The organism is Brasilonema octagenarum UFV-OR1 (genome assembly GCF_963888615.1).
Taxonomy (GTDB): Bacteria; Cyanobacteriota; Cyanobacteriia; order Cyanobacteriales; family Nostocaceae; genus Brasilonema; species Brasilonema sennae.
Genome location: NZ_CAWPKW010000055.1, coordinates 45235 through 59583, shown reverse-complemented (window position 1 = coordinate 59583; position 14349 = coordinate 45235). Strand labels below are relative to the sequence as shown.

General features: G+C 40.1%; 9 protein-coding genes. 8 read left to right on the top strand and 1 reads right to left on the bottom strand.

Features of this window, described 5'->3' with window-relative positions; genetic code table 11:
* Nucleotides 1-93 precede the first annotated feature (93 nt).
* Nucleotides 94-1383 carry a bifunctional rod-capping linker CpcD/ferredoxin--NADP reductase PetH gene (gene cpcD/petH / locus AC5590_RS04245; protein WP_169263154.1) on the bottom strand — a complete coding sequence of 430 codons (1290 nt, stop codon included), beginning with the start codon at nucleotides 1381-1383 and terminating at the stop codon, nucleotides 94-96.
* Between the two features lie 553 nt (nucleotides 1384-1936).
* On the opposite strand from cpcD/petH, the gene AC5590_RS04240 reads away from it, so the two are divergent.
* The 8 genes from AC5590_RS04240 (at nucleotide 1937) to AC5590_RS04205 (ending at nucleotide 14309) form a co-directional block, all read left to right on the top strand.
* Nucleotides 1937-2938: a phosphoribulokinase gene (locus AC5590_RS04240; RefSeq protein WP_169263153.1), complete on the top strand. Its 1002-nt coding sequence runs from the start codon at nucleotides 1937-1939 to the stop codon at nucleotides 2936-2938.
* 297 nt (nucleotides 2939-3235) lie between these two features.
* Nucleotides 3236-4498, top strand: coding sequence for a methionine adenosyltransferase (gene metK / locus AC5590_RS04235; RefSeq protein WP_169263204.1), 1263 nt, complete (start codon nucleotides 3236-3238; stop codon nucleotides 4496-4498).
* Between the two features lie 539 nt (nucleotides 4499-5037).
* Complete coding sequence (locus AC5590_RS04230; RefSeq protein ID WP_169263152.1) at nucleotides 5038-6759, top strand: sensor histidine kinase; 1722 nt, start codon at nucleotides 5038-5040, stop codon at nucleotides 6757-6759.
* A 250-nt stretch (nucleotides 6760-7009) separates the two neighbouring features.
* Nucleotides 7010-8704, top strand: a complete 1695-nt coding sequence (locus AC5590_RS04225) for a serine/threonine-protein kinase (RefSeq protein WP_169263151.1) — start codon at nucleotides 7010-7012, stop codon at nucleotides 8702-8704.
* Nucleotides 8705-8788: 84 nt separating this feature from the next.
* Nucleotides 8789-9733, top strand: a complete 945-nt coding sequence (locus AC5590_RS04220; RefSeq protein WP_169263150.1) for a hypothetical protein — start codon at nucleotides 8789-8791, stop codon at nucleotides 9731-9733.
* A 303-nt stretch (nucleotides 9734-10036) separates the two neighbouring features.
* Nucleotides 10037-10327 carry a hypothetical protein gene (locus tag AC5590_RS04215; RefSeq protein WP_169263149.1) on the top strand — a complete coding sequence of 97 codons (291 nt, stop codon included), beginning with the start codon at nucleotides 10037-10039 and terminating at the stop codon, nucleotides 10325-10327.
* 166 nt (nucleotides 10328-10493) lie between these two features.
* Nucleotides 10494-13334, top strand: coding sequence for a CHAT domain-containing protein (locus tag AC5590_RS04210; RefSeq protein WP_169263148.1), 2841 nt, complete (start codon nucleotides 10494-10496; stop codon nucleotides 13332-13334).
* A gap of 138 nt (nucleotides 13335-13472) precedes the next feature.
* Entirely contained in the window at nucleotides 13473-14309 is an 837-nt protein-coding gene (locus AC5590_RS04205) for a sterol desaturase family protein (protein WP_169263147.1), read from the top strand.
* The last annotated feature ends 40 nt before the right edge of the window (nucleotides 14310-14349 follow it).

Below are 14349 nucleotides of genomic sequence, written 5' to 3'. Positions count from 1 at the left end.
TGAGCAATGCCCACCCTACAATTAGTTTTGTTACTTAGTTTATAGCTTTTTGTCAAAAGCCTAATGACGAATGACGAATGACTAAGGACTAACTTAGTATGTTTCTACGTGCCAACGACCAGCTTTTTTGAGGTCTTTTTGGTAACTACTCCAAGTCACACCATCTTTTTGTGCAGCAGCACTCAGTGCCGCATCAATACCATCTTCCATACCGCGCAAACCACAAATGTATGTGTGGGTTTTCTCATCTTTGATCAAATTCCAAAGTTCATCTGCATGTTCTGCGACACGGTCTTGGATATACATTCTGCCACCTTCGGGGTTTTTCTGTTCCCGGCTGATGGCATAAGTGAGGCGGAAATTATCAGGATACTTTTGTTGTAATTCTTCCAGTTCTTCCTTGTAGAGGATGTTAGGAGTTGTAGGTACACCAAATATCAACCACGCAGATCCCTTGAACTCGTATTCTGGGTTAGCAGCTCTTTCGTTGTCCTTGAACATGCGCCACAGGTAGGCACGCATTGGGGCGATACCTGTTCCTGTTCCCATCATAATAACTTTGGCTTCTGGGTCTTTGGGTAACAACATTTCTTTACCCACAGGACCTGTGATTTTTACATCGTCTCCTGGTTTGAGGAAACACAGGTGTGTAGAACAGACACCGTAAACTGTTTCGCCGCTTTCTGGGTGCTTATACTCCAACTGGCGGACGCACAGGGAGACTGTTTTGTCATCTACATCATCGCCATGACGGGTTGAGGCGATCGAGTATAGTCTGATTTTTTCTGGCTTGCCGTTTTTATCCACTCCAGGTGGGATAATACCGATACTTTGACCTTCTATATAGCGCAGATCACCAGCAGAAATGTCAAATTTAAGGTGCTGAACAATACCAATTCCGCCTTCTGCTACTAACGCATCATTGGATATGCACTTACCAATAAATGGAGCGTTTGGACGGTAAATGTTGACAGGAACGTCAGCATGTGATTCTTTTTTGGGTTTTGCTTGAGTCATGGTGTTGCCTTGTTTGTCCTTTTTTTTGGGCTGTTGCTCAGCGACAGGTGTGGCTTTACCATTTGCTTGACTGCTTGCAGTCTCGGTTTCAGTGTTAGCATTTGCTGTAGAGGTATTTCCATTGAGATGCTCTAAAGCATTCAAAGGCTGGATGCTAACAATTTTCCCACCTAGGCGAATGATCCGCCGTGTCTCCTGATTCATGCGGTTGTAAGGCACTCTGATGAATACACTGCCACTATTACGAATCGGGTAGTTTGTTTGATCAGTTTCTTCGCTCTGACGCAAACCCACCACTTCATATAAATAAACACGGCTACCTGATTCTGTGTTGGCAGCACCTTCAACAGCACCTTTAATATACATTCCTTCTACCACTCCGATGTCTACTTAACCTTTAATTAAAAATCTTTCCCAGCACAAAGCGCCAGCTTTAGTTTACATGATTTTCGGTGGACAAAACTGGCGCTTTTCGGAAGGCCGGGATCATTAGCCAATGCCTTGTCAGGCACACTCACCAAAGACACGCACCGAATGGCAAACACACACACCTGTTCACCTTCTAAGGTAAAGGATAAATCTTTTGGAGAATGTTAATCATGAATCAATTTAATCTTTTTTTTGGAAGCACCACCTCCCATAGAGGGAGATAACTTCTTGAAAGGAAATACTAGCAAGCCTTGTATGCAGTACTTCCTTCTGTTACAATCCAATATAACACTAGGATTAAATACTTACCAGCAACAAATTCAGACTACTCAGATAGGTATCTACTGGCACAGTCTTGTATACCCGTCTACTCTGTTATGGCACGGCTGGGGGCGAAAACGCAGGATAAACCATTGGGGTAAACTCCTGGCTAGAAAAAACTGTCAGAAAAATAATTGATTGACTCATCTTTAGTATCAAGAGGAGATTTATGACTAAGCCGGAACGCATAGTATTGATTGGGGTAGCCGGAGACTCCGGATGCGGTAAGTCTACTTTTTTGCGTCGCCTGATAGATTTATTCGGTGAAGACTTAATGACAGTCATCTGCTTAGATGACTATCACTTATTAGACCGTAAGCAGCGTAAAGAAACCGGAATAACTGCACTTGACCCAAGAGCAAACAATTTTGACCTGATGTATGAGCAAATCAAAGCGCTCAAAGAAGGTCAAGCAATTGATAAGCCGATTTACAACCACGAGACCGGGGCGATCGATCCACCAGAAAGAATAGAGCCAAATCACATTATCGTTGTTGAAGGGTTACATCCCTTATATGATGAGCGGGTACGCGAACTCATTGACTTCAGTGTCTATTTCGACATCAGCGATGAAGTCAAAATTGCCTGGAAAATCCAGCGAGACATGGCAGAACGCGGTCACCGCTATGAAGATGTCTTAGCTCAAATCAATTCCCGTAAACCTGATTTTACAAAGTACATTGAACCGCAAAGAGAATTTGCTGATGTGGTTCTCCAGGTATTGCCCACAAACTTAATCAAAGACGATAAAGAGCGCAAAGTTCTGCGGGTACGTATGCTCCAGCAGGAAGGGAAAGAAGGCTTTGCCCCAGTCTACCTCTTTGATGAAGGATCATCAATTCAGTGGACTCCCTGCGGACGTAAACTGACCTGTTCTTACCCTGGTATGCAACTGTACTATGGCTCGGATGTCTACTACGGTCGTTATGTCTCTGTGTTAGAGGTAGATGGTCAATTTGACAACCTAGAAGAAGTCATTTACATTGAAACCCATTTGAGCAACACATCTACAAACTACAAAGGTGAGATGACTCACTTGTTACTGCAACACCGCGAATACCCAGGTTCCAACAATGGTACTGGTTTATTCCAAGTGCTGACAGGTTTAAAAATGCGTGCTGCTTACGAGCGGTTAACATCTAAACAAGCAAAACTAGCTGCTAAGGTTTAGTTTAAGTAGATGTTTTTGTGTCTTGTGGTGTTGGGGGTGCTCACGGGCGTCCCCCGATTTTTTTATGGTTTGCTTAGTATTATTCCGTTCCCTGTTTGTTCTTCAGGAAAGAATGATAACTAAGTAGAGTAACTTTTATTTATCTTTAAAATAATCAGTCTTAAGTTATATTTTTAAGAAAGTAACATAACTTACGAACTTTGATTGTAAAAATGTTGTTATGATTGCAGATTAAAGTGGCTGAACTAAACGCTTGCGTTTAGTCAATCAGAAAAATGTTCTATGGAGGAACTACACTTGTCTCATCGTTATCTATTTACCTCTGAGTCAGTGACTGAGGGGCATCCAGATAAAATCTGCGATCAGATTTCTGATACCATTCTAGATACCTTACTCTCACAAGACCCCAGTAGTCGTGTTGCGGCTGAAGTTGTCGTTAACACTGGGTTGGTACTTATCACTGGCGAAATTACGACTAAAGCCAATGTGAATTATGTGAATCTAGCTCGCAAAAAAATTGCTGAGATAGGTTATACCAACGCGGAAAATGGGTTTTGTAACAACAGCTGCTCAGTGATTGTCGCATTGGATGAACAATCACCTGATATTGCTCAAGGTGTAAACACTGCTCAAGAAAGCCGTGAGAAGAATAGTGAAGAACTATTTGACTCTGTTGGTGCAGGTGACCAAGGTCTCATGTTTGGCTTCGCTTGTAACGAAACACCAGAACTGATGCCCTTACCCATTAGCCTTGCTCACCGCATTGCTCGCCGACTGGCTGCAGTCCGTAAAACAGGTGATTTGCCATACCTGCGTCCTGATGGTAAAACGCAAGTCACTATTGCATATGAAGACGGACGCCCTGTAGGAATTGATACCATCCTGGTTTCTACCCAGCATACGGCTACCATTGGTGACATCACAGATGAAGCCGCAGTGCAAGCCAAGATTAAAGAAGATCTGTGGTCAGCAGTGGTCGAACCTGTATTCGGAGACATTGATGTTAAGCCAGATGAGCAAACTCGCTTTTTGGTTAACCCCACAGGCAAGTTTGTCGTCGGTGGTCCTCAGGGAGATTCTGGTCTAACCGGACGTAAAATCATAGTTGATACCTACGGCGGTTACTCGCGACATGGTGGTGGAGCTTTTTCTGGTAAAGACCCCACCAAGGTAGACCGTTCAGCAGCTTACGCTTCTCGGTATGTCGCGAAAAATATTGTCGCCGCTGGCTTGGCAGATAAATGTGAAGTCCAGCTCAGTTACGCCATTGGTGTAGCGCGACCAGTCAGCGTGATGTTGGATACCTTTGGCACGGGTAAAATTGATGATCAAATTTTGCTCGAATTGATCAAAACGCATTTTGAACTACGCCCAGCAGGCATTATTCATGCCTTCAATTTACGTAACCTGCCCAAAGAACGAGGCGGACGTTTTTATCAGGACGTCGCGGCTTACGGTCATCTTGGACGGAACGATTTAGACTTACCTTGGGAGCGCACCGATAAAGCAGAATTGTTGCAGCAAGCAGCTAACAATTTGCTGTCGGCAGCGATTGTATAAATACAATCAGGAGTTGGAGGCTAAATTAGTTTAGCTTCTAGCCCTCTTTGTTTGCCCAGCCCCCGTTAGGGGGCTATTTTATCGAACAATTCCTAAGTAGCTAGTATACGGGGCGCGTAAGTCCTGTTCCCATCTGACAACCTAACTTTGACCATAAGTTTGGGTCAAAAAAAATGGGATCTCTATTTAAGCCTTGTGAGCTTTCTTACAACACCCCCTCACTTTTCAAACATCCTCTAAATGATGGCGATTTTTTTTTGCAGCAAATAAATTTAACTTAGAAGCGATAAAAGATGTAGACGCCTTATTGGCAACAACTCAGTGTAAGCTGAAAGAAATCAGCTTTATAAAAACTTCATAAGTTAGGCGAAAAAACTTAGCCTTTATTTCACACTTTTAAGTACATTCTTTAGTGAAAAACGCAGTGAACCTGTTAAAAAGAAGATGATAATGTAAGAAGAGTTAATAGAAAATTGAACAAAATCCTAGCTTGGAAAAAAATACGGTGATTTTTGCGGGAGGGTAAGGAGATTTGAGGGATGCAAACTCAAGAGCCAACCGCTGTTGACAGCAATTTGGAAATAACACAAGTGTCAGCCCAAGAGCCTTCTACTGACGAACTCCCCACTATAGAATATCCCTCTCGAAGGAAACTCAAAGCCAGTTCTTGGCGCATTCATCAGAAAATTGGCTATGGGTACTTTCTGGCAATTGGGATTGGTTTTCTAGGCTCGTTGACTGGGTTAGTCATATCCAATTTCTATTTGGGGATAGAAACTAAACAATTAGAGCATGCTCAGTTTCAAACGCAAGTGCTGAGTAGTTATAGGAATGCTTTAGTAAATGCACAATTGCATGGCTCTAACTTGGTTGCTGTTATACGAAATCCGCAACGCCTTTCTAGCAAAAGAGCTGAATTGTTAAGCAGTGTAAAAGATGCTAAAAACGTTGAGCAACAAATTACGAAATTTATAGATAGCAAGCCTGGAAAATTAGCAGTACCGGAAGATACTCTACGAGCTATATTAAATGACTACTCCCGTAACCTAGAATCTTACGTTAGCCAAATTGATTCAATCTTACAGCGGTTTGACCAGCAGCCAGAACAACAGCAGATTTTTGTAGTCAGAAACGAGTTGCTGGAAATGATGAGCGGTAAAACAGCCATGCGGCTGGATGAGATACGTAAACGGTTAACCAACAACTTGCAAATTGCTCAACAACAAGAGCAGAAACTTACAACAGATCTGACGATCGCAAAAAAAGTCGAGAGATTAATTGCTGTAATGAGTATGCTGGTGTCAGTGGCGATCGCAGCAATTGTAGCATGGCGTACTTCTCGGGCGATCGCCGAACCAGTCATTCTTGTCACTCAAGTCGCCGAACAAGTCGCGAAAAAATCTAACTTTGATTTGCGAGCTCCTATCAGTACAGAAGATGAAATTGGCTCACTGGCGAAATCTCTCAATCGTTTGATTGAGGGGGTTTCTGAGCGAACCAAACAATTGCAGCAAGCAAAAGAATTAGCAGAAGCTGCTAACAAAACAAAAGGTCAGTTTCTGGCAAATGTGAGTCACGAGTTACGCACACCGTTAAATGCCATTATTGGCTTAAGCCAACTGTTGCGCGATGATGCTGTTGATTTTGCAATGTCAGAAGAGTTTATTGATGATCTTGAATCTATCAACACTGCGGGTAGGCATTTACTGATATTAATCAACGATATCCTCGACTTATCAAAAATTGAAGAGGACAAAATGACTTTCTACCCAGAGACATTTGAACTCGCTGCGCTCATCAATAACGTAGTTTTCACAGTCAAGCCTTTGGTGGAGAAAAATGGCAATCTTTTAGAAGTGAATTTTGATCGCGAACTTGGCATCATGTACACGGATCAAACTAAGCTACGACAGGTTCTGTACAATCTGCTGAGCAACGCTGCCAAGTTTACCACCAACGGTAGGGTGAGATTCATCATCAACAAAGAAATACAAGACGTTCAAAGAAGTCACACTCCTGCAATGATCACATTTACTGTTGAAGACACAGGGATTGGTATGTCCGATCATCAACAGCAGCAGCTGTTTCAACGCTTTACGCAAGGAGATGCTTCTACCACAAAAAAATATGGTGGAACAGGACTGGGGTTAGCAATTAGCCGTCACTTTTGCCAGATGATGGGTGGTGAAATTTTTGTCACGAGCGAACCTGGAGTCGGCTCAATTTTCACCGTTCGCCTTCCACTGATAGCTAAAGATTAGTTTTCTGTAATAAGTCGATTTTAACTTGTAGAAGAAAATGGTTTATTCTTTGAATTAATGAGCTGTAAACTCAGTCGATCCTCCCTGCGCTAAAATTCAAAAGTCAAAACAATTTGAAATTTTTGAACCGCAGATGGACAAGCCACTGCGCCCAGGCGTGCATAAGGGCGTTATGCAGTCCTTGTTTCGGTGCTTTGTGCACTGGAGTATGGGGATTGATAATTCAGTTTTGTGGAGCAAAGACTGAGCTATGATGATAGTCGCCATGATTCGTCCAGGAATGTTACTTCAGGGACGCTACCGAGTTGTCTCTCAAATTGGTGGCGGTGGTTTTGGTAAAGTGTTTGAAGTGGATGATGGCGGTACCTCTAAAGTTTTAAAAGTTTTGAGCTTAGAGCGCTTTCATAATCCAACAATTAAACAAAAGGCGATCACGCTATTTCAACGAGAAGCTGAATTACTAGGTCGTTTAAGGCACTCTGGTATACCGCGTGTAGACTCAGATGCGTATTTTACTTGGTCTGATGGTAATAATGCTGAACCGTTGCACTGTCTGGTGATGGAGAAAATACCAGGTTCAAATTTGCAACAGTGGTTGCAAGCCAGAGGAAATCAACCACTCACCACAGAACAAGCTCACGAATGGTTAATTAAATTAGTAGAAATACTTAAGGTACTGCATCAGCATCAATACCTTCACCGAGATATTAAACTACCTAATATCATGCTAAGACCTGACGGGCAACTGGTGCTGATTGACTTTGGTGGTGTTAGGGAAGTCACAAATTCTTATTTAGAAAAAGAACTAGGCAAACAAACTGGAACTGTACTTGTTTCTCCTGGATTTACACCTCCAGAACAAGCTGAAGGTCACGCCGTCCCACAGTCAGATTTTTTTGCTTTGGGGCGAACTTTTGTCTGTTTGCTCACAGGAAAATCTCCTCTCGATTTTCTTACAAACTTGCAAACAGGACAACTGATTTGGCGTGACCAAGCAACGAGTGTTTCCCCACAACTAATAAACTTAATCGACCGCCTCATAGCTCCTTTTCCTGGACAGCGACCTCAAAATTGCCAGGAAATCTTAAATTATCTTCAAGGCAATCAACACGAGTTTCCACTATCTGAAGATGAATCAGAAACCTTACCACCAGATACCTTACCACCAGATACAGGGTTTGTAGTCAGTACTTCAGGACTGAATCGTTCACTATCAAATACATTTCCTTCTCAACAAAAATCAGATAAACAACTAGTTGAAAAACCTAAAAAAACACAGGATAAAATTTATAAAAAATATCAGGGTAAAATTTTCATGACTGGATGTTTAGTTTTGCTAAGTGGAGGTATTACAATCTGGACAATGGCACCCAGATTGGCATATAAAATCAATAACTTTGGTTATACAGAATACAGTAATAAAAGTTTTGATCTTGCCGAAACTTCTTATAAGTTAGCTCTATTATTGAACCCAAAATTATCAGAACCTGATTACAATTTAGGCTTGCTTTATGAAGATAAAAATAACTTAGTTCAAGCTCGGACTATGTATCAAAAAGCTGTGGAGAAGCGTGACGATAAAGCTTACAACAATTTAGCACGTTTACAGATTTTCAATAAACAATATACAACAGCAGTGACGCTACTGCGAGAAGGACTGTCAATTGCTGAGGATAATCAAGTGAAATACGCTATGTGGAAAAATTTAGGTTGGGCATATTTAGAACTTGGGCGTTATCCAGAGGCGAAAAACTCTCTTCAAAAGGCAATCAATATTAATGGCGATCGCGCTGCTGCGTATTGTCTCCTAGGTAAAGTTTTAGAAAAGCAAAATAATAGGCAAGAAGCACTTTCAGTTTGGAAAAAGTGCTTATCTAGCCAATCAAAAACGATAGAAGAAAAACAGTGGGTTCACGAAGCAGCAAAAAAAATTAAGGAAATATAACAATTATCAAATTAACGAACCTGCAAAAAAAATGAAGGAAAGATTACAGTTATCTTCCACTTCTAAAAACCAAAGGACTCAATAATGAAGTTAAGTGCACTACCAAAAAACAGGATAGTAAAGAGTACAAAAGCGAAAAATTTCGTTTGTTTTGTTGCTGCTTGCTTCTTGCTTTTGATACTAGTAAAACCAATTTTACCACCAGCATTTAGCACTGAAGTTAGTCAAACACCCATTGCTCAGTCTGAGTGCACAATCGCTCAAAGTGGTGATCCTCGCAGTCCGAATAACCCTGATATTCCCTACATTATCAGTCCCCGCCGAACTTTGCTACTGACTGACAAGCCGAAGCTACGCTGGAATCAAGTTTTAGGTGTCAAAAGTTATGATGTGAGTTTACAAAAAGCTGGTTCGGTTCTTTGGCAAACAAAAGTGAGTACTAATCAAGTGGTGTATCCAGGAGAACCAAGACTAGAAACAGGTGTGGAATATTTACTGAATGTTAAAGCAGACAACGGTAAATTGTCAACAGATGAAAAACCAAATGCACGAGGTTTTAGCCTTCTGTCCAAAGAAGAAGCACAAGTTGTGAAAGCAAGCATGATGCAACTAAATAATCAAAAAGCTTCTGACAAAGTAAAAGGTTTACAAAGTGCTTTTTTTTATATTGGTGCTGACTTAAAATCAGAGGCGATTGAGACACTAGAAGCCTTGATAAGTAGTGGTATTAAAGAAACTTCCGTCTATCGAAAGCTTGGCTATCTCTACTGGCAAACAGGAGTTAATGTGCTAACTGAGACTAATTATTTAAACGCACACAAATTAGCAGTAGCTAATAAGGATGTTTTACAGCAAGGACAGATTGCGGAAGCTTTGGGAAATTTGTATATAGCAATAGATGACCAAAAAACAGGCAGAAATTGGTTCAATAAAGCACGAGACAGTTACAAAACTTTAGGTAATAAGCAAAGAGTAGAAGAACTAAATGAGCAGATAAATCAACTGAAAACAAACAAACCTACTGCGTAAGTTAGAAATCAAGACACTGATTAGTAGCTCAATCTAATTAAGCGTAAAATGTAATTAGGAACGCGAGTGTGTGTTCTCAGCATATAAGGCAAACTGAGTGTAGACAAGGGAGGCGGCTTTCTGTTCGCACTCTTGGCGTTTCCAAGAAAAAGATAAGCAAGTCATTCCAAAGACTCTATTTACCTTTTTCAACGTTGACTTAACTTAGCATCCGGAATGGTGTGATTTCTGTTGGTATACATATATGTCTTTAGGTGAAGTAAAATCTGTTCTATAAATCACCCAACAACAGGAGTATGACAAATGACTGACCAAACATTACACCCGAATCAAGATATTCGTAAAGCTGAAGCCAAAAAACTACTAGAACAAGCTAATCAACAGTTAGGAGAAGCTTTAAAATCTTACCAACAAGCACAAGAACTCTATCAGGACGTGGGTGAAGAGACTGTTGCTACTCTCATCTCCTATCTTATTTCTCAAAGCAAAATTTTGACTGTTAGTAGCACAGATAAGTCTGGTAATTCTAAAATCAACTTAACTGCTGCTAGTGGTATATTGGCTAATCGTTCAAGGATAAGACGTCCTAAGTAAAGGAAAACTTAATAATTCAACATTTTAATGACTGAATGCGATTTTGAGAAAATTTTTACAGGTGCATCTCAATCTTTTGCCATAAAAAATTTAATAACTAAGTGTTGAAGTTGCTTATTTGATTAATAAGCAACTCTTTCTTTTCAAATATATCAAAACTTGATTCATGCACTTATCTCATTTAATTCGCTTTGGTACAATTGGAATTATTTTGTGTTTGTTAAAGGCTTCAGTTTACGAAGGACAACAATCACTTGTAGGTTCTCGTTATCAAATTGTGAGTGATTCTTCTAAAACACTCTTACAAGCAAACAAATATAAAAATCTGAAAATAGAAGCAGATCGATTATCTAACCAAGCAGCTGACCAATATGATAAAGCTCAGTTTCACAAAGCCTTAGAAATCTATCAAAAAGCGCTTGAATTTTATCAAAAAATAGATGATAAAACAAATATTAGTAATACATTTAATAGCCTAGGAGCAGTTTCTAGAGAGCTAGGTCAATATCCGCAAGCACTAAAATTTTATCAGCAAGCGTTGGCCATAAATCGAGAAGTAGAAGCTGGCAAAATTCCTAACCAAGAGGAACAGGAAACAACTGGAACTATATTCAATAATATTGGGTTAGTTTATCAATCTATGGGGCAGTATTCTCAAGCAGTGGGATACTATCAGCAAAGCCTTTCCTTGATGGAAAAAATTGAAGATAAACTAGGAGTCGGTTCTGCCCTCAATAGTCTTGGTGGAGTTTATTACGAAACAGGACAATATTCCCAAGCACTCAAGTTTTTTCAACAAGCTTTAGTTAACGTTAAAAAAGCTAAAGACCCTGTAGAAGAAGCGAAGAACCTTAATAATATTGGACTTGTTTACAGCGAACTCGGTCAATATCCTCAAGCCATCAAGTTTTATCGGGAAGCTTTAGCAATTTGGAAAAAAAATGGCGAGAAGTTAGGCGAAGGCACAACTCTTCATAATATTGGGTTCGCCTACAACAAGATGAATAAATATTCTCAAGCTCTAAATTACTATCAGCAAGCATTAGCAAATTTTCGAGATATTGATAATCAACAAAAGATTGGCACCACTCTTAACAATATCGGTTTTGTCTATCAACAATTGGGACAGTATTCGCAAGCACTAGAATCTCTTGATCGAGCGTTGAGTGTTCTGCAACAAGTGGGTGAGCGTGCTGTCGTTGGGCGTACTCTTGATAGTATGGGAAGCGTTTACAAAGGTATGCGTAAGTATCCACAAGCATTAGCGTCATATCAGCAAGCATTATTATTGAGTCGGGAAATTGGTGATAGAACTGCTCAAAGAATTACCCTGGGAAACATTGGTGATTTACTAGCGCAGCAAAACAAACCACAACTGGCAATTATTTTTTACAAGCAATCTGTGAATGTGACTGAAGCTATACGCGCACAATTGCGATCGCTTCCACAACAAGAACAGCAATCTTACACAGCAACCGTTGCTGATATCTATCGACGTTTAGCTGACTTACTTCTGCAACAAGATCGAGTGCTAGAAGCACAGCAAGTTTTAGATTTACTTAAAATCCAAGAATTAGACGATTATCTGCATGATGTTCGGGGTAATGAAAGAACAGCTAAAGGAGTTGAGTCGCTGTCTCCAGAACAGTCCATTAATCAAGGGTTGAAAGTTATAGCCGATAAACAAATTCAAATCAGCAGACAACTCGGCGAACTGCAAAAAATTCCACCAACGAATAGAAAACCGCAAGACAAAGAAAAAATCGTAGCACTGGAGGCAAATCTTCTCACCGAATTTAACCAATTTATTGATAGCCCAGAAGTGAATGCTTGGTTAGGACAGCTTAGCCCAAAAACGGCACAACAGATTATACCACTGGATAATCTTAACAGCTTGCGCGACAACTTGCAGCGTCTTAACCAAAACGCCGTCTTGCTGTATCCGTTGGTTTTAGACAATCGTTTGGAACTCGTACTAACGACTCCAAATACACCACCAATCCATCGTAGTGTTCCTATTAAAAAAGAAGAACTCAATCGGCTCATTGTAGATTTTCGTAGAGCTTTAGAAAATCCCGAATCGAACGCCATAGTTCCCGCCCAAAAGCTGTATGAATTATTAATTCAACCGATAGAAAAAGACTTAGCAAATGCCGATGCAAAAACAATTATTTATGCACCGGATGGAGCATTACGTTATATTCCTCTAGCTGCTTTATATGACGGCAAACAATGGTTAGCGCAGCGCTTCCGTACTAACAATATTACTGCGTTGAGTTTAACAGAAATTGATACCCAACCTTTACCACAAATAAAAGTTTTGGCTGGGGCGACAACACAGCGTCATGTCGTACAATTAGAGTCTACTTCATTACCATTTAAAGCACTAGAATATGCAGGAGCGGAGGTTGAAAATCTTGCTACTATGATGCCAGGAACTAAGACACTTTTAGATAACGAATTTAGTCGCCAAGCAATGATTCCTTATTTAAGTGTTTATACAATTATTCATATGGCGACTCACGCGAAATTTGTCAACGGTCAGCCGCAAGATTCTTTTATTTTGATGGGTGATGGTAGTTTAATTAAGCTACCTGAAATTCAAAAGTTATCTTTGCCAAATGTAGATTTGGTTGTGTTGAGTGCTTGTGAAACAGCAGCCAGTGACCAAATAGGCAAGGGAGAAGAAATTTTAGGTTTTGGCTATCAAGTACAGCGTACAGGAGCAAGAGCTGCGATCGCATCTTTATGGTCTGTGAGTGATGGCGGTACACAAGCTTTAATGGATGCTTTTTACGCCTTCTTAAGCCAAGGGAAAATGAGTAAGGCTGAGGCTTTACGTCAAGCGCAAGTTGCAATGATTACAGGCGACTATTCAGGGATAACTCAAGATCAAGACAGAGGAATTCTTAAATCTACACGCCAGAATCTACCAGCAAAAGTCGCTAATCGTCTGAGTCATCCCTATTATTGGGCACCTTTCATTCTAATTGGTAATGGTTTGTAATACCAATTAAAATGAAAATGCACTTAGAATCTTATGGATGAGGATAAAAATAATATATGCTTGAATGTATGCTTGTAAAAAAATCTGGAACAATGAAAAAATTGAATGTGATTTAATAATTACTACAAGGACACAGGGATGATTTTTTTTAATTTATGTTTTGAGATTGAATTTTATCTAAAAATAGCTATTAGTTGCACAATTATTCAGCAAATCTTTTATTGGCTATTGCACAATGTCGAACTCAAATTTCTCACTCAGGTGCTATTATACTGGGTTGTTGGTTCTGTCTCATTTTATAGCATTGGTCTTTTCATCGAAAAAGTCATTAAAAAGAATGATACTTTAAGAGAGAAACTGACTGCCAGGGTTAAGAAAGTCAAAAAACAACCATTTCCTTCTTTTACTGCAAAAGGCATCATTATTGGGGAAATCAGAAGTTTAATAGCAGCTTTGATGATCGTCTATCTAGCGCCAGAGGTAAATAGAGGAAATAGCTTGCTCCTAAATCTTGGATGGTTCTTGATGAGAATAATTGCAGCTGATTTCTGTTTTTACGTCACCCATTGGCTATTTCACAGAAAATTCTTGCGGAAAATACATCTTAAACATCATGAGTTTGCCGACTCATCAAGTTTTGTTGCTGGTCATAAGAGTTTGACAGAATATATTATTGTTAGTATTACAGACCTTTTGCCTATCTTTATATTTGGGTATGATATCACCCAGCTATGTGCCTGGACTATTATAGGCAATGCTTACAACCTAGAAGGTCATAGTTCTTTATCAATCTTTTTCGTGCCATCAGATTTTCACGATCTTCACCACACTTGTTTCAAGGGAAACTATGGCATTCAAGGATTTTGGGACAGGGTATTCAACACGCTGAATCCTCCTACAAAGAAGTCAGGAATTATGTTCCCTGTAGCTTCTTTGGAGAATCTCACCATCAAGTCGTCTAGCCGTTTGGATTGAGTTACCAATTCTAGAGATAGCAATCCTCTCAACGGTTGTG